Origin of the sequence: Ornithinimicrobium tianjinense (genome assembly GCF_014636495.1) — a bacterium.
GTDB lineage: Bacteria > Actinomycetota > Actinomycetes > Actinomycetales > Dermatophilaceae > Ornithinicoccus > Ornithinicoccus tianjinensis.
The window spans coordinates 1,238,452-1,256,408 of sequence record NZ_BMEM01000001.1; the positions used below are offsets into that span (position 1 = coordinate 1,238,452).

Annotated in this window: 16 protein-coding genes; 9 read left to right on the plus strand and 7 right to left on the minus strand. The window is 73.0% G+C overall.

Annotation, left to right across the window (positions count from 1 at the left end; translation table 11 throughout):
• The first annotated feature begins 91 nt into the window (after nt 1-91).
• From IEV65_RS05755 to IEV65_RS05765, 3 genes are all read left to right on the plus strand, one after another.
• The gene (locus tag IEV65_RS05755; protein ID WP_188428631.1) at nt 92-3,430 is read left to right on the plus strand and encodes a DEAD/DEAH box helicase; all 3,339 of its coding nucleotides are present in this window, start codon (nt 92-94) and stop codon (nt 3,428-3,430) included.
• A 37-nt stretch (nt 3,431-3,467) separates the two neighbouring features.
• Nucleotides 3,468-4,166, plus strand: a complete 699-nt coding sequence (locus IEV65_RS05760) for a VOC family protein (RefSeq protein WP_188428633.1) — start codon at nt 3,468-3,470, stop codon at nt 4,164-4,166.
• Between the two features lie 216 nt (nt 4,167-4,382).
• A complete protein-coding gene (locus IEV65_RS05765) occupies nt 4,383-5,162 on the plus strand; it encodes a tetratricopeptide repeat protein (RefSeq protein WP_188428635.1) in 780 nt (259 codons plus the stop codon).
• Here the strand turns inward: IEV65_RS05765 and lgt are convergent.
• The 3 genes from lgt to IEV65_RS05780 all read right to left on the minus strand — a co-directional run bounded on the left by lgt (nt 5,072) and on the right by IEV65_RS05780 (nt 7,743).
• Nucleotides 5,072-5,938, minus strand: a complete 867-nt coding sequence (gene lgt, locus IEV65_RS05770) for a prolipoprotein diacylglyceryl transferase (protein ID WP_188428637.1) — start codon at nt 5,936-5,938, stop codon at nt 5,072-5,074. The two genes, IEV65_RS05765 and lgt, sit on opposite strands and share 91 nt — an antisense overlap.
• Nucleotides 5,935-6,741, minus strand: a complete 807-nt coding sequence (locus IEV65_RS05775; RefSeq protein ID WP_371870149.1) for an NYN domain-containing protein — start codon at nt 6,739-6,741, stop codon at nt 5,935-5,937. Before IEV65_RS05775 ends, lgt begins: the two co-directional genes overlap by 4 nt.
• 72 nt (nt 6,742-6,813) lie before the next feature.
• The gene (locus IEV65_RS05780; protein ID WP_188428641.1) at nt 6,814-7,743 is read right to left on the minus strand and encodes an acyl-CoA thioesterase; all 930 of its coding nucleotides are present in this window, start codon (nt 7,741-7,743) and stop codon (nt 6,814-6,816) included.
• 126 nt (nt 7,744-7,869) lie between these two features.
• Here IEV65_RS05780 and IEV65_RS05785 point away from each other — a divergent pair, with 126 nt between their 5' ends.
• From IEV65_RS05785 to IEV65_RS05810, 6 genes are read left to right on the plus strand one after another with little or no spacing between them, the layout of a single operon-like run.
• Entirely contained in the window at nt 7,870-8,676 is an 807-nt protein-coding gene (locus IEV65_RS05785) for a L,D-transpeptidase family protein (RefSeq protein WP_229734946.1), read from the plus strand.
• Between the two features lie 33 nt (nt 8,677-8,709).
• Nucleotides 8,710-11,088 carry a xanthine dehydrogenase family protein molybdopterin-binding subunit gene (locus IEV65_RS05790; protein ID WP_188428644.1) on the plus strand — a complete coding sequence of 793 codons (2,379 nt, stop codon included), beginning with the start codon at nt 8,710-8,712 and terminating at the stop codon, nt 11,086-11,088.
• A gap of 28 nt (nt 11,089-11,116) precedes the next feature.
• Nucleotides 11,117-11,356 carry a hypothetical protein gene (locus tag IEV65_RS05795; RefSeq protein WP_188428646.1) on the plus strand — a complete coding sequence of 80 codons (240 nt, stop codon included), beginning with the start codon at nt 11,117-11,119 and terminating at the stop codon, nt 11,354-11,356.
• Between the two features lie 6 nt (nt 11,357-11,362).
• Nucleotides 11,363-12,076 (plus strand): TMEM164-related integral membrane acyltransferase, encoded by a 714-nt coding sequence (locus tag IEV65_RS05800; protein WP_188428648.1) that lies wholly within the window; start codon nt 11,363-11,365, stop codon nt 12,074-12,076.
• Nucleotides 12,073-12,618, plus strand: a complete 546-nt coding sequence (locus IEV65_RS05805) for an SLOG cluster 4 domain-containing protein (protein ID WP_188428650.1) — start codon at nt 12,073-12,075, stop codon at nt 12,616-12,618. The genes IEV65_RS05800 and IEV65_RS05805 overlap by 4 nt, the downstream gene beginning before the upstream one ends.
• Before the next feature lie 10 nt (nt 12,619-12,628).
• Entirely contained in the window at nt 12,629-13,600 is a 972-nt protein-coding gene (locus tag IEV65_RS05810) for a quinone oxidoreductase family protein (protein ID WP_188428652.1), read from the plus strand.
• Nucleotides 13,601-13,610: 10 nt separating this feature from the next.
• Here the strand turns inward: IEV65_RS05810 and IEV65_RS05815 are convergent, their stop codons facing one another.
• The 4 genes from IEV65_RS05815 to IEV65_RS05830 form a co-directional block, all read right to left on the minus strand.
• Nucleotides 13,611-14,315, minus strand: a complete 705-nt coding sequence (locus tag IEV65_RS05815) for an enoyl-CoA hydratase/isomerase family protein (RefSeq protein WP_188428654.1) — start codon at nt 14,313-14,315, stop codon at nt 13,611-13,613.
• Between the two features lie 13 nt (nt 14,316-14,328).
• Nucleotides 14,329-15,267: an aldo/keto reductase gene (locus IEV65_RS05820; protein ID WP_188428656.1), complete on the minus strand. Its 939-nt coding sequence runs from the start codon at nt 15,265-15,267 to the stop codon at nt 14,329-14,331.
• Nucleotides 15,268-15,330: 63 nt separating this feature from the next.
• Complete coding sequence (locus IEV65_RS05825; protein WP_188428658.1) at nt 15,331-16,521, minus strand: O-succinylhomoserine sulfhydrylase; 1,191 nt, start codon at nt 16,519-16,521, stop codon at nt 15,331-15,333.
• Nucleotides 16,522-16,544: 23 nt separating this feature from the next.
• The gene (locus IEV65_RS05830) at nt 16,545-17,801 is read right to left on the minus strand and encodes a T3SS (YopN, CesT) and YbjN peptide-binding chaperone 1 (RefSeq protein ID WP_188428660.1); all 1,257 of its coding nucleotides are present in this window, start codon (nt 17,799-17,801) and stop codon (nt 16,545-16,547) included.
• Nucleotides 17,802-17,957 lie beyond the last annotated feature (156 nt).

Below are 17,957 nucleotides of genomic sequence, written 5' to 3' on the forward strand. Positions count from 1 at the left end.
GTGGCGCCCTGGGGCTACGCGTGGGCAAAGACCGGCGCGCGGCTGTGGATAACAGAGGGTGCCGTCGGTGGCACGACCTACGCTCGTACTCATGCCGACCGACCTGACCGCCGCCACCTGGGTGCTGTCCCTGAGCCAGCTCGCCCTGCGCGCCCAGGTCGGCGCGGGGGCGCTCGAGCGCGGCCTCGAGTATGCCGAGACCGGTCGGGTCGGGACCCTGGTCGCCGCACCGTCCGGCACGCCGCTCATCGGCACGGTGGCCGGTTCGGCCCGCCAGAGCTACACCACGATCGTGCACCGCACCGGCGACGGCCCGCGCGACTGGCAGAGCCGGTGCACCTGCCCGATGGGCCAGGACTGCAAGCACGTGGTGGCGGTGATCCTCAGCGTGCAGCAGCGGCTGTCCGGTGCTCCCGCAGGGCACCCGACGGGCCAGCCGTCGTGGGAGAAGGTGCTCGCACCGTTGCTGCGCGTCCCGGCACCGGGCTCGGCTCCGGGCGAGACAGGGGGCGGCGGCCTGACCCCTGCGAACGAGGTTCGCCTGGGCCTGCTCGTGGGCCTGGAGCACCTGGCCTGGCAGCGCGACCGCTCCCTGTCCGTGCAGCTGCGCCCGGTCCGACCCGGTCGGGGCCGCCAGGGCGGATGGGTGCGCAGCGGCGTGGCCTGGCGCGACCTGTCCAGCAGGTGGTCCTCCCCGGACGTGCGCGCCGACCATCGCTCGGCCCTGTCCCAGCTGCACGCGGTGGCGCGCGGCTCGGACGCCCACGGCTACTGGTCGGCCGAGGAGCTGTCGCTCGGGGAGCTGGGTCCGGTGGCGTGGCCCTTGCTCCGTCGGTGTCTCGCCCTCGGGATCGAGCTCGTGCCTGGGCAAGGTGTGACGCAGGTCAGCCTGGGTGAGGGAGGGGCCGTGCTCACGCTGGACCTGTCACGCGAGGAGGACGGCGACCTGGTGCTGCGCCAGCGGCTGCTCGCCGAGCCGCTGCCCGGTCCTGGACAGGTCCTGCCGCTCGGCCGCCCCGCGCACGGCGTCGCGCACCTGTCCGAGGAGGGCGCGCTCACCCTGTGGCCGCTGGACCACGCGCCGTCGGACACCGTCCTGTCGGTGCTGGAGGGGCACGGGTCGCTCCGGGTGCCGGCCCACGAGGTGGGCCGCTTCCTGGCTCTCTACTACCCGGTCGTCGCCCGGCACGTCGCTCTCAGCTCGGCCGACGGCAGCGTGCCCGCCGCCGCGGGCACGCGCCCCGTCCTCCACCTGCGCCTCACCCCGGAGCCGGGCCACGGTCTGGGCCTGGCCTGGTCGTTCCGGTATGCCGTGCCCGACAGCTCCGGTCGCGGCGCCGACCACGTCCTGGTGGCCCTCGACGACCGCACGCAGCCCCGCGACACCGCGGCCGAGCAGGAGACGCTGGACCGGGTCGTGCCGCTGCTCGAGCACCTCCCGGGGCTGGTCGAGCGCCTTCCTGCGGGTCAGACGCGTCCGGCGCCCTACCCGAGGCTCTCGCTGTCGGGCACGCGGACGGCGCGGTTCGTCGCGGAGGTGCTGCCCGTGCTGCGCGAGGACGAGGAGGTCGAGGTCGAGGTCGTCGGCGAGCTGCCCGACTACGCCGAGGCTGACGAGGCCCCGGTGGTCCGGCTGAGCACGACGAGAGGAGAGGTGGACGACTGGTTCGACCTCCACGTGCGGGTGACCGTGGGCGACCAGGAGGTGCCTTTCGAGGACCTCTTCGCCGCGCTGGCCCGCGGGGACGAGGTGCTGCTCCTCGCGTCGGGCACCTGGTTCACCCTCGACCGCCCCGAGCTGCAGGCGCTGCGTGACCTCATCGCCGAGGCCCGCGAGCTGCAGGACGCGCCGCCCCGCGACGCGACGGTGCGACTCACGCCATACCAGGCCGGGCTCTGGGGTGAGCTGGTGCGCCTCGGCGTGGTGGACGCGCAGGACGCACGCTGGCAGGACTCGGTGGAGGCGTTGCTCAGCCTCGGTGACGCGGACCACGGGCTGGTCCGCCAGCCCGAGAGCCTGCGGGCCGACCTGCGGCCCTACCAGCTCGAGGGCTACCGCTGGCTGAGCGCGCTGTGGGACGCGGGGCTGGGTGGGGTGCTCGCGGACGACATGGGTCTGGGCAAGACCTTGCAGGTGCTCGCGACGGTGGTGCGGGCGGAGGACCGGGGGGACCTCGCCGACGGGCCCGTGCTCGTGGTGGCACCGACCAGCGTGGTGTCGGGCTGGGTGGAGCAGGCGCAGCGGTTCGCACCGCACCTGCGGATCGCCGCCGTGGCCGCGACCCGCCGACGCCGCGGGCTGGACCTTGCGGAGGCGGTGGGTGCGGCCGACGTCGTCGTGACCTCCTACACCCTGCTGAGGCTGGAGGCCGACGACTATGCGCGGCTGCCCTGGGGCGGGCTCGTCCTGGACGAGGCGCAGTTCGTCAAGAACCACCGGTCCGCCACCTACCAGGCGGTGCGCCGGCTCGCCGGACCCAGGAGCTTCGTCGTCACCGGCACCCCGCTGGAGAACAACCTCATGGAGCTGTGGTCGATGACCTCGTTGGCTGCACCGGGGCTCTTCCCCCGCCCCGAGCTCTTCGCCCAGCGGTACCGCCGCCCCATCGAGGCCGGTGGGGCCCCGGAGCTGCTCGACCGGCTCCGCCGTCGGCTGCGACCGTTCATGCTGCGGCGCACCAAGTCAGAGGTGGCCTCCGAGCTGCCCCCGAAGACCGAGCAGACCGTGCACGTCGCGCTGCACCCGGCGCACCAGCGGGTCTACGACAAGCATCTCCAGCGCGAGCGTCAGCGGGTGCTGGGTCTGCTGGCGGACCTGGACAAGAACCGTGTCGCGATCTTCCGGTCGCTCACGGTGCTCCGGCAGCTCGCGCTGGACCCCTCGCTCGTCTCGGACGAGCACCACGGCCTCGCGACGTCGGCGAAGGTGACCGCCCTGATGGAGCAGATCGTCGAGCTGGCCGCGGAGGGGCACCGAGCCTTGGTGTTCTCCAGCTTCACCGGGTTCCTGTCCCGGGTGCGCGCGGCGCTCGAGGCCGCCGGAGTGGGCTACAGCTACCTCGACGGCAGCACCCCGGGGGAGCAGCGCGCACAGCGGATCGCGGCCTTCCGGGAGGGGCAGGACCCGGTCTTCCTCATCAGCCTCAAGGCGGGTGGTGTGGGGCTGACGCTCACCGAGGCCGACTACGTCTTCGTCCTGGACCCGTGGTGGAACCCGGCCGCCGAGGCCCAGGCCGTGGACCGCACGCACCGGATCGGCCAGACCCGACCGGTCAACGTCTACCGGATGGTCTCCACGGGCACCATCGAGGAGAAGGTCGTGGGTCTGCAGGAGCGCAAGCGGCGCCTCTTCGCCTCGGTGGTCGACGCGGGGGAGTTCCGTAGCGGGCAGCTCACGGCGGACGACATCAGGGATCTGCTCGAGGGGTGAGGGCCTGCGCCTGACCGCGATGGGCGATGCTGTCGGCATGGCTGCCTCCCTCGACCACGTCGTCCTCGTCACGCCCGATCTGGAGGCCGGGACCGCGGCCCTGGCGGCGCTCACCGGCGTCCAGCCGGTCGCCGGAGGTGCGCACCCGGGGCTGGGCTCACGGAACGCGTTGGTCGGGCTGCGCTGGCGCGGGCAGCGACGCTGCTACCTGGAGCTGCTGGCCCCGGACCCTGCCCAGCCCGACGTGCCGGAGGACGCCATGATGCTCGACCTCGGGCGGGCGCTGGCGGGGGTGCCGGCCGCCTCCACGGGCACGGAGGCGGACGAGGCGTCCGCACGACGTGCCCTGCTCGGGCACACCTGGGCGGTCCGGCCCGACGATCTGGACGCCGCCCTGGCCAGCGCCGCAGAGGTGGGCCTCGACGTCGGCACGCCGGTGGCCGCCCGACGCATGACGCCGTCCGGCGTCCAGCTCTCGTGGCGCCTGGCGGTCCCGCGTCCACTCGGTCTGGGCGGCGTGCAGCCGTTCCTCATCGACTGGGGCGGCGGAGCGCACCCGAGCGACGCGGGCCTTCCCGTCGTCGACCTGATCGAGCTGGAGCTGGAGCACCCCGAGCCTCGGCGTGCCGGCGAGGTCCTGCGTGCCCTGGGTGTGGAGGTGCCGGTCCGACCCGGCCCGGCGCCGCGGCTGAGGGTCGTGCTGGACACGCCGCGCGGGCGGGTGCGGGTGGGCTGAACTCTCCTGCGCCTCTCCGCCGTCATCGCGCGATCCGTCCTGACGACACGCCCGACGAGGACCGACCAGCGGGTGCATGTGCGCGCTCGGGCCGACGCCACGGGGCGTGTCACCGGGACAGATCCGCGACCTCCCGCGGTGGATCCGGCATGACTCCGACACGGGAACGTGCAGAACAGGCTTCCGTCACCCACGCGGAGGTGGTTGGCTCCCCCTATGAGCGACGACGAGCCCGTCGACCTGCGGGTGTTGTGGGACTTCGACGACCCGGCCGGCAGCGAGGCGCGCTTCCGCGACCTGGCGGACCGGTCGTCGGGGGAGCAGCGAGAGCTGGCGCTCTCTCAGGTCGCCCGCGCACTGAGTCTGCAGGAGCGGTTCGAGGAGGCGTATGCCGTGCTCGACGACCTGGGCTGGCCCTCGCCTGAGGTCCAGGCCAGGCGCTTCCTGGAGCGTGGCCGGCTCCATCGCGCCGCGGGCGACCCAGAGGCCGCAGCCGAGCCGTTCATCGCGGCCGCGCTGCGCGCTGCGGGTGCCGGGCTGGAGGAGCTCCACGTCGACGCCCTGCACATGCTGGCCCTCGTCGCGCCGCCCGAGGAGCGGGTGCATGCCCACGAGGTCGCCCTCGCGATCGCCCGGGCGGCCACCGACCCCCGCGCCCGCGACTGGGACGCCTCGCTGCTGAACAACCTCGGGATGGTGCACGCGGAGGAGGGGGACCTCGGTCGCGCTCTCGAGACCTTCGAGCAGGCTCTCGCGGCCCGGGAGCGCATCGGTGACCCGGCGAGGACGCGCGTCGCGCGCTGGATGATCGCGTGGACGCTGCGCCAGCTCGGCCGCCTCGACGAAGCCCGCGCCATCCAGCTCACGCTCCGTGAGGAGCACCGGGCGGCCGGGACGAGCGACGTCTACGTGGAGGAGGAGCTCGCGCTGCTGGAGCCCTCGGCGGGGTCGACACCGGGCCCGGGTCCCACCGAGGGGGCCACGCCGGAGCGGTAGGCCGACCACAGCAGGTAGGCCCCGAAGAGCACCATGGGCACCGAGAGCAGCTGCCCCATCGTCAGCCAGTCCAGCGCGAGGTAGCCCAGGTGGGCGTCCGGCACGCGCAGGAACTCCACGAGGATCCGGAACACGCCGTAGAGCACCAGGAACATGCCGGAGACGGCGCGGACCGGCGGCCGGCGCGAGGCGTAGAGCCACAGGACCGTGAAGAGCACCAGCCCCTCGAGCAGCGCCTCGTAGAGCATGGTCGGGTGGCGCGGCTCCGGACCCCCGGTGGGGAAGACCATGGCCCACGGGACGTCGCTGGGCTTGCCCCACAGCTCGCCGTTGATGAAGTTGCCGATCCGGCCGAAGAAGAGCCCGAGCGGCACGAGCGGGGCGACGAAGTCGCCCACCTCGAAGTAGCGGCGGCCGGTCCTGCGGGCGTAGAACCACATCGCGGCCAGGACTCCGAGGAGACCGCCGTGGAACGACATACCCCCCTCCCAGACGCGGAGCACGCTCAGCGGGTCGTCGGCCACCTTGCCGAGGCCGTAGAAGAGGATGTAGCCCAGCCGGCCGCCCAGCACGACGCCCAGCGCGCACCACAGGATGAGGTCGCTGACCTCGTCGACCTCCCAGCCCGAGCCCGCACGCCTGGCGCGGACGGTCCCCAGCCACCAGGCCAGCACGAAGCCGACGGCATACATGACGCCGTACCAGTGGATCGTCAGGGGACCGAGGTCGAAGGACGGCGAGATGTCGGGGTAGGGGATCTCGGTCGGCAGGATCATGCGTCGTTCTTCCGGGTGGCGCCACGGGAGGCCGTGGCCTTGGTGGACGGACGGGCAGCGCTCTTGGCGGTGCGCTGGCGCAGGCGCACCTGCCGGTGCGTCCCCTCGGTGCGCGTGTCGAGGTAGGGCTGCTCGTCGACGAGGGTGCTGAGCTTCTGGTGGCCGAAGTCGCGCGGGTCGAAGTCGGCGTGGGCGCGGCTGAGGTGCTGACCCACCGTGCTCAGGGTGCTCCAGCCGTCATCGCCGGAGGTGGCGTTGATCGCCTTCGTCAGCGCGCTCTGCAGGTTGATGCGGCTCGCCTGCGGCTCGTCGGCGGCGGGTGCCTCCGCCTCGCCGACGGGGTCGTGGCTCGCCGGGTCCTGGAGGACCTCCAGGTAGATGAACTGGTCGACGGCCCGCCGCAGCGACTCGGGGGTGTTGCGCCGGCCGAGCCCGTAGACCCGCTTGCCCGACTCCCTCAGGCGGGTGGCCAGCCGGGTGAAGTCGGAGTCGGAGGACACGAGCGCGAAGGCGTCGACGTTGCCCTGCCAGAGCAGGTCCATCGCGTCGATGATGAGGGCCGAGTCCGTGGAGTTCTTGCCGACCGTGTTGGCGAACTGCTGGACGGGCTGGATCGCGTTGCGGAGCAGCTCGGGCTTCCACCCCGTCAGCTGGCTGGTCGTCCAGTCGCCGTAGGCGCGCTTGACCGTCGGGACACCGTAGGTGGCCAGCTCCTCGAGGACCGCCCCCACGTGCCGCGCGGAGACGTTGTCAGCATCGATGAGCACGGCGATCCGGGCGGAGCCGGAGGGGTCGGAGTCCACGGGCCCGACTCTAGCGACCCGCCGGACGCTCACCCCCATCGACCTGGGTCGTCCCGGAGCCCTGAGTCAGGTCTACTCCCCGAAGCGTTCCCTGACGGCCACGAGCTCCACCGCGTGGGCGTCGAGGGCCCGGTCCTCCTCGCTCACCGGCTCCCACACCGGCACGGTGGCGGCCCTCCGCTCCTCGTCGAGCACCACGAAGACCGTGCGGCAGAACGTGGTCAGCTGCAGGTCGCCCGTGGCCGGGTCGCCGGAGCGCACGTGGACCCCGACGTGGACGGCGTGCTCCCCGGTATGCAGCAGACGAGCCTCGACCTCGACGAGGTCACCGATCCTCAAGGGCTGGTAGAAGCGCACGCCGCCCGTGAAGATGGCGACGTTGCGCGGGTCGCCCGCCCAGCGCGTCACGAGCACGTGGGCAGCCTCGTCGATCCAGCGCATGACGATGCCGCCGTGGACCTTGCCGCCCCAGTTGACGTCGGTCGGTGCCGCCAGGAAGCGCAGCACCTCCCGGGGAGCGGTGCCCGCGTCGGTGTAGGTCTGCCGCTCCATCGCGGCCTGGACCTCCGCCCGCAGCTCCTTGCGGCGCTCCGCCCACTCCGCGAGCAGCCGCTCCTCCATGGAGCGGGGCTCGAGGGCCGGCACGGGAGTCGGACGACCGTCGGCGTCCACGGCGACGAAGATCATCAGGCACTGGGTCGCCGGCTCGAGCCCGCCGGTGGTGGGCGGCCCGGAGCAGACCTGCACCGTGACGTGCATGCTCGAGCGTCCCGTGAGGACGACCCGGGCCCTGGCCTCCACCAGGTCACCGACCTCGACCGGCCGGCTGAAGCGCACGTTGCCGACATAGGCGGTGACGGTGTAGCCGGAGCTCCACCGGGCGGCTGCGGCATACCCGGCCTTGTCGATCCACTCCAGGACGCGGCCGGCGCTCACGCTGCCGGACTGACCCGCGTCGGTCGGCGCGGCGAGGAAGCGCAGCGTGATCTCCGGGTCGTGCACGAGGTCAGCGTAGGCCCGAGGTGGAGGTGCAGATCACGAATCGGCAACGGTCGCGTGTCGCGAGCAACAGCTGACGGGGTGAGCGGCGTCTAGTAGGTCAGAACATCGAGACCCAAGGGGATGCGGATGATCGGGGTACGGAGGGCCGACCCACCGGGCGGCCAGCTGCTGCAGCAGGTCGTCATGCACCGCCGCACGGTGCTGCGCGGCGGTGTCGGGCTGGTGATGGGGGCCGTCGTGGGCGGACTGCACGACACCCTCGACACCTACGCCGTCGCCGAGCCCGCGCCCCCGCCCGTGGCCGCCCCGCAACCACCGCCACCTCCACCCGCGCCGCCCACGCAGTTCGGTCGCGGTGACGCAGGTGAGGCCGTCTGGTCCCTCCAGGAGCAGCTCGGGGCGGCCGGCTTCTGGTGCGGCACCCCGGACGGGGGCTTCGGTCACCTCACCGAGCAGGCGGTCTTCGCCGTGCAGAAGACCCACGGTCTGGTCCGCGACGGCATCGCCGGACCGGCCACCCTGGGCGCGCTGGCCACCGCTGCGCGCCCCACGCCGGTCGCCGGTGGGGACCATCTCGAGGTCCACCTCGCCCACCAGCTGATCCTGGTCGTGCGCGGCGGCGCCACCCAGATGACCCTCAACACCTCGACCGGCAACGGGGAGCCCTACACCTTCGAGGGTCACGACTACATCGCGCACACGCCGACCGGCGACTTCGCGGTCTGGTTCACCGACAGCTCGGGGTGGCGCGAGGGCGAGCTCGGGCGTCTCTACCGCCCGATGTTCTACGACGGCAACTACGCGGTCCACGGATCGGACTCGATCCCGCCCTGGCCCGCCTCGCACGGCTGCGCGCGGGTGTCGACGGCCGCGATGGACATGATCTGGGCCCAGGGGCTGCTGCAGATGGGCGGACGGGTGCTCGTGGTCTGAGCGGTCCCCGGACCGACCAGGCAGGATGGGACCATGACGTCAGCGCTCCGTGCAGGATCCATCCTCGGCACCGAGGTCCGTCGCGTGGAGGACCCTGACCTGCTCCGCGGCCGCGGCCGCTTCATGGACAGCATCGACCTGGACGACCCGCAGGTCTGCCACGCCGTCTTCGTCCGCAGCCCGGTGGCGCACGCCCGGGTCGTGGGCGTGGACACGACAGCCGCGCTGGCGGCTCCGGGCGTGGTGGCCGTGCTGACCTCGGCAGACCTGGGTGACACCCCGGTGCCCCTCTTCAGCCAGATCAACGACGACGTGCCGCGCACGGCGCTCGCCGTCGACAAGGTGCGTTACGTCGGTGACCCGGTCGCGCTCGTGGTCGCCACGTCGCGCGCGGCGGCCGTCGACGCCGCCGAGCTGGTCGACGTGGACTACGACGACCTGCCGGCGGTGGTCGACATGGAGGCCGCGCTGGAGCCGGATGCCGCGCCCCAGTTCGAGGCGCTGGGGTCCAACGTCGCACTGTCCGTGACCAACGCCGCCGACCAGCCCGACCCCCTGGCCGGTGCGGCCCGGGTGGTGCGCCTGCGGATGGAGAACAACCGGATGGCGGCCAGCCCCATCGAGGGGCACGGCATCCTGGTCCGGCCCGTCGTCGGGGACGACGGCGCGGTCGCGCTCGACATCCACCTCGGCACGCAGCACCCCCACATCGCCCGGAGCCTGATCTGCCGGCTGACCGACCTGCCCAAGGAGGCCGTGAGGGTCCGCGCGCCCCACGTCGGCGGTGCGTTCGGGGGCAAGGCCGGGATCATCCCCGAGCATTCCGCGGTCGTCCGGGCGGCCCGGCTGCTGCGGCGCCCCGTCAAGTGGATCGAGACCCGCAGCGAGTCGATGATCTCGATGTCCAGCCGAGGCCAGGTCCAGTATGTCGAGCTCGGCCTGTCCGAGGAGGCCGTCATCACCGGCCTGCACGCGCGGGTCGTGGGCGACTGCGGCGCCTATGCCGGGTTCGGCGGGAGCTTCGCCTCCGGGTCCACGCGCACGATGTCGGAGGGCGCCTACGCCATACCCAGGGTCCGGTATGACGCGGTGTCCGTGATGACCAACACCGCCCCCACGGGCGCCTTCCGCGGGGCGGGTCGGCCGGAGGCGGCAGCGATGCTCGAACGGCTGATGGACCACGCAGCACGGGAGGCCGGCCTGACCCCCGAGGAGTTCCGCCGCCGCAACTTCGTGCGTCCGCAGGACTTCCCGCACACCACCACGTTCGGCGCCAGCTACGACACGGGGGACTACGAGGTGGCGCTCGCCGCCGCGCTCGAGGCCGTGGACGCGGAGGGTGTCCGCGCCGAGCAGCAGCGGCGGCGCGCGGCCGGCTCGACCTGGCAGCTGGGCCTGGGGATCGCCAGCTACGTGGAGATCACCGGGTTCGGGGGCAAGGAGTACGCCGGGATCCGCGTCGCCGAGGACGGCACGCTGACCCTGATGGCCGGGACCTCGGCCCACGGCCAGGGGCACGCGACGGCCTTCTCGATGCTGGTCGCCGACCAGCTCGGCGTGCCGATGGAGGACATCACCTTCGTCCAGTCCGACACCGACGTCGTCCGCACGGGTGGTGGCACCGGCGGGGCGCGGTCGATGCAGCTCGGCGGGACCGCCGTCCACAAGGCGTCCGTCGAGCTGCGGGCCCAGGCCCTCGAGGTGGCGGCCGACCTGCTGGAGGTCGCGGTCGACGACGTCGAGCTCACGGACGGCAGCTTCGGGGTGCGGGGCGTGCCCGGCAGCGCAGTGACCTGGCAGCAGGTGGCGGCGCACGCGCACCAGAAGGGCGACGGGCTGAGCGTCGACACCGACTTCCAGCAGGACGGGTCCACCTTCCCGTTCGGGACGCACGCCAGCGTGGTCGAGGTCGACGTCGAGACCGGCGCGGTGCGGCTGCTGCGCCACGTCGCCGTGGACGACTGCGGCACGGTGATCAACCCGCTCCTCGTGCGCGGCCAGCAGCACGGCGGCTCGGCGCAGGGGATCTCCCAGGCGCTGTGGGAGGAGTTCCGCTACGACGACGAGGGCCAGCCGATCACCTCGACCTTCGCCGACTACACCCTCCCCTCGACGGCCGACCTCGTCCCGCTCGAGACGCTCTCGACAGTCACGCCGACCGACCGCAACCCGTTGGGCGCCAAGGGGATCGGGGAGGCGGCGACCATCGGCTCGACCCCCGCGGTGCAGAACGCCGTCGTCGACGCGGTGGCGCACCTGGGCGTGCGCCACGTGGACATCCCCTGCACGCCCGAGCGGGTCCACCGCGCCATCCAGGAGGCCGCCCGCGGCGAGCACGAGCCGTGGCGCACGCCGCCGGCCTACTTCGCGTCGATCCGCGCCAGCGCCGAGATCGGCGACGTCGAGGTCTGAGAACCATCACGCCGAGAAGGAGCCGCGCATGAGCAGGACATCCCCGAACCGACCCGCCGACCGGTCCTCCGACCCGTCGCCCTTCGCCTGGATCATGGCCGCGGCGGTGGCTGCCGTGGGCGTGGGCGGTGCGCTGGCCTCGAGGCGCCGCCGCCGGGCGGAGCACGAGCTGTGGGCCGCCGCCGACGAGCCGTCGCCCGGTCACGGGCTGCCGGGCACGACCGACGTGGGCGGGTCGGCGGGGTCCGACCTCGAGGACCGCGCCTGAGGGCCCGTGGAGTCCTTCCTCGATCCCCACCCGGAGTGGATCACGATCGGTGGTCGTGACCACCTGATCTACGCGACCGGCCTGGTGCTGCTCGCGGCTGCGCTCCTCGGCTGGCGCGAGCGGGTCCGCGCGCACGCCGGGCAGGTCCGCACGGTGCTCCTGGTCGTCGTCGTGCTCCAGCAGCTGACCCTCTACGGCTTCTACGCGGCCACGGGGTGGGACAACGCCGAGTCGCTGCCGCTGCACATCTCCCGGGTCTCCGCGCTGCTCAGCCTCGTCTACCTCGCCACGGGCAGCCGGCGGGTGATGGACGTGCTGTTCTCCTTCGGCCTGTGGGCCTGGGCCAGCTTCGCCTACCCGCAGAACATCCAGCCCGTCGACAACATCCTGGGCTGGAGCTTCTTCGTCAACCATGCGGTGACGCTGCTCATGCCGGCCTTCGCGTGGATCACGACGGACTGGCGGCCCACGGTGAGCGGGCTGCGGAGGGCGCTCGGCTGGTTCGCCGTCTACGTGGCCGCCGCGGTCGTCGCCAACGCGCTCACCGGCGGCAACTACTTCTACCAGCGGGAGAAACCGCTCCTGCCCTGGCTCGACCAGCCCTACTACCTGCTCGCCTCCGTGGCCGCCACCGTCCTGCTCTTCTGGCTCGGGTATGCCGTGTCTCGGCTGGTCCGCGCGCCCGATGCTGCGCCTGAGCCGCAGGAGGAGGTGGCGTGAGCCCACGCGGCTACGTCGGCGTCGTCGGTCCGGGGGAGGCGTCCCCCGAGCTTGAGGCGGTCGCCGAGGAGGTCGGCAGGCTGCTCGCCGCCCACGACCTGGTGGTCGTCTGCGGCGGGTTGGGCGGGGTGATGGGTGCCGCCGTCCGCGGGTGCCACGGGGCCGGTGGGACCAGCCTGGGGCTGCTGCCCGGTGCGGACCGGCGCGACGCGCACCCGTTGCTCACGCTGAGCGTGCCCACCGGGCTGGGGGAGATGCGCAACGCCCTGCTCGTGCGCTCCTGCGACGCCGTGATCGGCGTCGGGATGAGCTGGGGGACGCTGAGCGAGGTCGCGCTGGCCGTGCGGACCGGGGTGCCCGTCGTGCTCGTCGGGACGGGTACGGGTGACGAGGCGCCGGACGTCGCCGACGTGGCAGCGGTGGTCCCGCCTCAGCCAGGTGTCGTCCCCCCAGTGCTGGTGGGCGGTCCGCAGGCGGCGGTGGAGCGGGTGCTGACCATGGCTCGGCCGACCCGACGTCAGGCGCTCGGAACGGGCCACTAGTCTCAGCCCCATGCGTGCAGTGATGGTGGAGCAGACCGGAGGGCCGGAGGTCCTCACCGTCGTCGAGCGGGAGACCCCGGTGCCTGGACCCGGGCAGGCGCTCGTGGACCTGGCGGCGGGCGGGGTCAACTTCATCGACATCTACCAGCGTGAGGGGCGCTACCCGATGGAGCTTCCCTTCGTGGCGGGCAGCGAGGGCGCGGGGACGGTGTCGGCGGTCGGTGACGGCGTGACCGACGTCCAGGTGGGCGACCGGGTCGCCTGGGCGATGGTGCCCGGGACCGGCTACACCGAGCAGGCGCTCGTGCCGGCCGACAAGCTGGTGCCCGTGCCGGAGGGTGTCGAGCTGGAGACGGCGGCGGCGGCCATGCTGCAGGGGATGACCGCCCACTACCTGGTCAACTCGACCTTCGAGGCCACCGAGGGCCACACCGCCCTGGTGACCGCGGCGGCCGGCGGTGTCGGCCTGCTCATGTGCCAGATGCTGAGGGCCAAGGGCGTGCGCGTCATCGGCACGGTGAGCACCGAGGAGAAGGCCGAGCTGGCCAGGGCCAACGGCGCCACCGACATCGTCCTCTACCGCGACGTCGACCTCGAGACCGAGGTGCGTCGGCTCACGGACGGGGCGGGCGTGGACGTCGTCTACGACGGTGTCGGCAAGGACACCTTCGACGCCGGGCTGGCCATCCTCAAGCCTCGCGGCCTGATGGTCCTCTTCGGCGGGGCCAGCGGTGCCGTGCCGCCGATGGACCCCCAGCGCCTCAACTCCGCCGGCTCTCTCTTCCTCACCCGGCCGACCCTTGCCCACTACCTCCTCGACCGCGAGGAGCTGCTGTGGCGGGCCGGCGACGTGCTGGGCGGGATCGCCGACGGCTCCCTGGCGATCCGCATCGGTGGGCGCTACCCCCTGGCGGACGCCAGCCGCGCCCACGCCGACCTCGAGGGCGGCGGCACCACCGGCAAGCTGGTCGTCGTCCCCTGACCTCGCTCCGTCATCCCGCGTGCGGCGGGAAGGCGCGCCGCATCGGCGCGGCCGCCCGCCGCAGCGCGGACGGGAGGGCCTCGATCCCGGGCGCGTAGCGCTCCGGGGCCCGGTCGGGGGCGGCTGCGGGCCGCGCCCGCTCTGCGACGGCGAGGGCCTCCAGGTCGGTATGGCGTGCGTCCGCCAGACCGAGGGCGTCCGCCTCGTCCGCGCTCAGGACGTGCCTCCCGTCCAGGAGCCGCTCGACCTTCGCGGGTCCGACCAGCCGGTCCAGCCGCCAGCGGGTGAGACCGTCGAGGATCATGCCCAGGTCGCCGAAGGGGAGGACCAGAGTCGCGTCACCCAGCAGCACCCTGCGGTCGCAGGCCGCCATGATCTCCACCCCTCCGCCGGCCGCCCCGCCCTCGACGACGGCCACGACCTCACGCTCCACGAGGTGGATGGCCAGGAGGGCGCGCACGACGGCGTCCACGAAGACGTCCGAGTCGGACGGTGACTCACGGGCGTGGCGGAGGGCATCGAGGTCAGCCCCTGCGCAGAAGTAGCCCCCTGCCCCCAGGAGGTAGAGCGGGTCCCTCTCCGCACCGGCTCCGTGCGCCAGCACCTGGTCGCCGAGCTCGAGCCACATCGCCAGGGTGAGGGCGTTGCGCCTCGCTGGCCGGTCGAGGACCAGGGTGTCGCCCAGCACCGAGCGGGTCAGCCTGACGTGCGTCATCCGCGCGCCGTGCTCAGAAGCCGTCGGAGGCGGCGTCGAGCGCCGCGACGTCCGCCTCGGACAGCTCCAGCGAGGCCGCGGCCATCAGCGCCGGGACCTGCTCCGGACGGGACACGGACGCGATCGGCGCGGTCACCCCCTTGGCGAGGAGCCAGGCGACGGCCACGGTGCCGGGCGCCACGCCATACCCCTCAGCGACGCGGACCAGCGCGTCGACCACCCGGAGCCCACCGGCCTCCAGGTAGCGCCTCGCGGCGCTCCCGCGCGGCGCGCCCTCGAGGTCGCTCTCGGTGCGGTACTTGCCGGTGAGGAAGCCCGAGGCCAGGGCCGGGAAGCTGAACACCAGAGGACCGAAGTCGGCGAGGACGGGCGCGAGGTCCTGCTCGTAGTCGGCCCGGGACAGCAGGGAGTAGCGGGGCTGCACCGCCGCCGGGACGGTCAGTCCCTCGCGCACCGCGGTCTCGAACCACTCGCGCATCCGCGCCGGGGTGAAGTTGGACAGCCCGACGGACCGCACCCGACCGCTGCGGACCAGCGCGTCCATGGTGCGCACCTGCTCCAGGACCGGGACCTCCTCGTCGTCGTAGTGCAGGTAGCACAGGTCGAGGTGATCGGCCTGAAGGCGCTGGATCGACTCCTCGACCGCGGCCCGCACGGTCTCGGGCTGCAGGCCCTTGCGGTCCGGCTTGGCCCCCACCTTGGTCGCGACCACGACCTCGTCGCGCAGGCGCCGGTCGGTCAGCCAGCGGCCGATGATCTGCTCCGACTCGCCGCCGGTCCCGCCCTCGATCCAGGCGCAGTAGGCGTCCGCCGTGTCGATGAAGGTGCCGCCTGCGGCGTGGAACGCGTCCAGCACCGCGAACGAGGTCTCCTCGTCGGCCGTCCAGCCGAACGCGTTCCCGCCCAGGTTCACGGGAAAGATCTCGACGGCGCTGCCGGGCAGGGTGGACATGGGGCTCCTCGGGTCGGGGCGCTGGCGTCGGGCCGGCGTGCCGCCGACCCCGCCCCAGGGTAGTCAGCCGAGGGCGGCCGCGAGACCCCGCAGGAGGTCCTCCCGCAGGTCGTCCACGTCCTCCAGCCCCACCGAGAGGCGGATGGTGCCGTCCTCGATGCCGGCCGCGGCACGCTCCTCGGGGGTGAACCGCCGGTGCGTCGTCGTGGCCGGGTGCGTGGTCAGTGACTTGGCGTCGCCGAGGTTGTTCGAGATGTCGACGAGCTCCAGGGCGTTGAGCAGCGCGAACGCCTCGTCCTTGCCTCCGTCGACCGTGAAGGTGACCACGGTCCCGCCGCCGGTCATCTGGCGGCGCGCGAGCTCGTGCTGGGGGTGCGAGGGCAGCCACGGGTAGAAGACGCGGGTCACCCGCTCGTCGGCCTCGAGGAGCTCGGCGACCGCCAGGGCGTTCTCGGCCATCTTGGCGACCCGCAGCCCGAGGGTCTCCAGCCCCTTGACCGTCACCCAGGCGTTGAACGGGCTCAGCGACGGACCGGTATGCCGCTTCAGCGTCCGGATCGGACCCTCCACGAGCGCCTCCGAGCCCAGGATCGCCCCGCCCATCACCCGCCCCTGGCCGTCGATGTGCTTGGTCGTGGAGTAGACGACGATGTCGGCGCCGAGGTCGAGGGGACGGGAGAACACCGGGGTGCCGAAGACGTTGTCGACGACGACCGGGGTCCCGGTCCGGTGGGCGATCTCGCTGACCGCGGCGATGTCCACGAGCTCCTGGGTGGGGTTGGAGGGCGTCTCGAAGAAGACCGCGGCCGCGGGCTCCGCCAGGGCGGCCTCCCACTGGTCGAGGTCCCGGCCGTCGACGAAGACGGGCTCGACACCCCAGCGGCGCAGCACCTCGTCGATGATCACGTAGCAGGAGCCGAAGAGCGCCCGGGAGGCGACGATCCGGTCACCCCGTCCGGCGAGGCCGCCGAGCGCGCAGAACACGGCAGCCATGCCCGAGGCGGTGGTCTGACACGCCTCCGCGCCGTGCATGAGGCGCAGCCGTTCCTCGAGCATGCTCACGGTCGGGTTGTTGTAGCGCGAGTAGACGAACCGCTCGATCTCGTCGGAGAAGGCCGCTTCCGCCTCTTCTGCGGTCGAGTAGACGAAACCCGAGGTCGGGTACAGCGCCTCTGCAGTTTCGTCGAAGGAACTGCGCATCAGACCGCCACGGATGGCGAGAGTGTCCGGATTCCACGCAGATTCGGTCGTCATGGCCGAACAATCTACGTCATTGATCACGATGAGTCTGCATCCGGACCCGGCCCGAAGGAGACCAGGTGCCGCAGCGCGGCGCGCAGGTCCTTGACCGTGGACTGCCACCCGCGCAGCTCGCCCGTCGCGGCGCGCGCGGCGTCCACGTCACCGGTGCTCCGGGCGGCCTGCACCGAGCGCCGACAGCTGATGGTCTGCTCCTCGGCCAGGCGGACCAGGCGAAGGATCAACGCGCGGTCCCGGTGACAGACCTCGGCCACGACAGCCGGTGCGACCCCGGTCCCGTGCGCGTCCATCTGCAGCAGGGTGAGCAGCTCCTGCGGGAGGGGTGCCTCGTCCTGGTGCGTGGGCAGGTCGGGGGCATCCTGCTCGGGGCCCGTCGGCGGCGCCGGGGACCCCGACATCACGTCGAGCCAGCGGCGGCCGTGCACCAGCAGCGCGAGGTCGTCGTCGAGGGCGTCGAGCTCCCGCCCCACCAGCTCGACCATCCCCACGAGGTGCCTGGGCACGAAGGGAAGGCTGGGGATCGCCACGCTGGCGATGATCTGCCGCCCCACGAGATGGAACTTGGTGAACACGGACCGGCGGCTCAGGATCAGCACCTCGCGCCTGGCCGCCTCCAGGTCGCCGACGTCCTGCACGACGATCGCGAAGATGCTGACGACCGGTTGCGAGTCGGCGGTGCGGACGTAGACCAGGGCGCTGCCGTAGAGGATGGGGATGTCGCCGTCGGCGTCACGACGGGGTGGGTGCCCGAGCGCGGCGTGCAGCGTGGTCTCGACCGCCTCGCGCAGCTCCGCCGGACTGTCGACCAGGACCGCCTGGTCCAGGTCGATCTGGGGCCGTGGCGCCTCCTCCGCCGGCTGCGGCTCGTCCGGCGCCGAGATGGACAGCGCCCCCGCGTCCAGGAAGGCAGGGTGGGGGGTGCCGACGACTTCCTGCAGCGTGTCCGTCAGCACGGCCGCGAGCAGGTGCGCGTGGGTGCGGGGGAGCTGCATGCGGTATGCCGTGCCGCCCTCCGTCGCCTGCCAGCCCAGGCTGAGCAGGTGGTCACGCCGCGCCGGGTCGGGCCACTGCACGACGCCCGACGGCGCGAGGAGCGTGGCGTGCAGGACGTCCTGGTCCGCCACGACCTGCACCACCGGCGAGGCGATGTCGTCGGTCGTCATCGGGGTGATCCGCAGCGGCTCTTCCGACCCGCTCAGGTGCTCGGCGAGCCGGGACAGGAAGCTGGCCCAGTCCACCTCGATCGAGCGGTCGAGGTCGAACTCGTCGTCCATGAACCGACTCTAGTGCGGGGCTCCTGGGGTGCGGTGCCCACGCGCCGGACCGGACGGGCACGACCGCCTGTCCGGTCCGTCGGGAGCGGGCAGGATCGCCTGTCCGGTCCGTCGGGAGCGGGCAGGATCGCCTGTCCGGTCCGTCGGGGGGGGGGG